The organism is Amycolatopsis sp. NPDC058278, assembly GCF_042881395.1.
GTDB lineage: Bacteria > Actinomycetota > Actinomycetes > Mycobacteriales > Pseudonocardiaceae > Amycolatopsis.
Genome location: NZ_JBHVXZ010000062.1, coordinates 57417 through 58369, shown reverse-complemented (window position 1 = coordinate 58369; position 953 = coordinate 57417). Strand labels below are relative to the sequence as shown.

General features: G+C 74.9%; 1 protein-coding gene and 1 pseudogene. One reads left to right on the top strand and one right to left on the bottom strand.

The features are described 5' to 3' along the window. Window positions 1-675, bottom strand: a 675-nt coding sequence (locus tag ACFVYA_RS28910; RefSeq protein WP_387049411.1) for an alpha/beta fold hydrolase, incomplete at its 3' end; no start/stop codon positions are given. Between the two features lie 135 nt (window positions 676-810). Here ACFVYA_RS28910 and ACFVYA_RS28905 point away from each other — a divergent pair. Continuing rightward, a pseudogene (locus tag ACFVYA_RS28905) lies at window positions 811-953 on the top strand (DNA-binding protein); the annotation flags it as partial.

The window sequence follows — 953 nt, the reverse complement described above, 5'->3', positions numbered from 1 at the left end:
ACCCAGTGCCTTCAGGAACGCGAGGACGGTCGCCCGGCCGAGCGCCTCGCGGTCCGCGCCCAGCGCCGTGAGCGTCGTCTCGCCGAGGGCCGCGCGGGGGAGCGCGCCCGCCCACGCCGCCGCGACTTTCGTCGGGTGTACCGGGTCGTCGGTGCACGTGCCGATCCCGGCCGGGACGGGCAGCGCCGCGAGGTCGTCGAGCGAGGGCGCCGGACGGCCGGCGGCGACGCGCAGGCTGTCCGCCAGCCCGTCGCCGTGGCGCCGCCACGCCCGGTCCAGCTCCGCCCGCAGCCAGCCCGGGCTGCCCTCGGTCTGCGCCAGTGCCGCGCCGACGCCGGAACCGGCCACCAGATCCGCCGTCAGCGTCGCGGCCAGCGATGCGGGTGCCTGGCCCGGGACGTCGTTCCAGGCCGGGAGCGCGGCCAGCAGGCCCCCGCAACGGCCCGGGTGGCGCACCGCCCACTCCGCGGCGAGGTGGGCGCCGAACGAAATGCCGCCCACGAGGAGTTCGCCGTGTTCGTCCGCCAGCGCGTCCAGCGTCGCCAGGTAGCCGTCGGCGAGCGCCCCGCCCGGCGGCGGGGGTGGCGCGATGAGCGGGACACCGAGGGCGCGCAGGGGCCCTTCGAAGACGGCCCGGACGAACACCTCGTCCGAGCCGGTACCGGGCAGGAGCACCGCGGCGGGAACTCTGATTGCGGACGTCACGTTGCGATCTTTGCGCAAAGGCGTTTCCCTGGCGGGGACCGCAGTACGCTGGAATCGCACGGGCCGCAAGCAAATTGTCGCCGGCCCCGGAGCACAGGAGCACCTATGCCCGCCAAAGACGGCGGCTACTTCAGCCGGTTGGTACGCAAGCTGACCAGCGACGTCGAGGAACTCGACGCCGACGAGATGTCGATGAGGTCCGGCGCCGAAGGGGCGCAGCGGGCCTGTGACTGTCGCTCCGGCGAAGC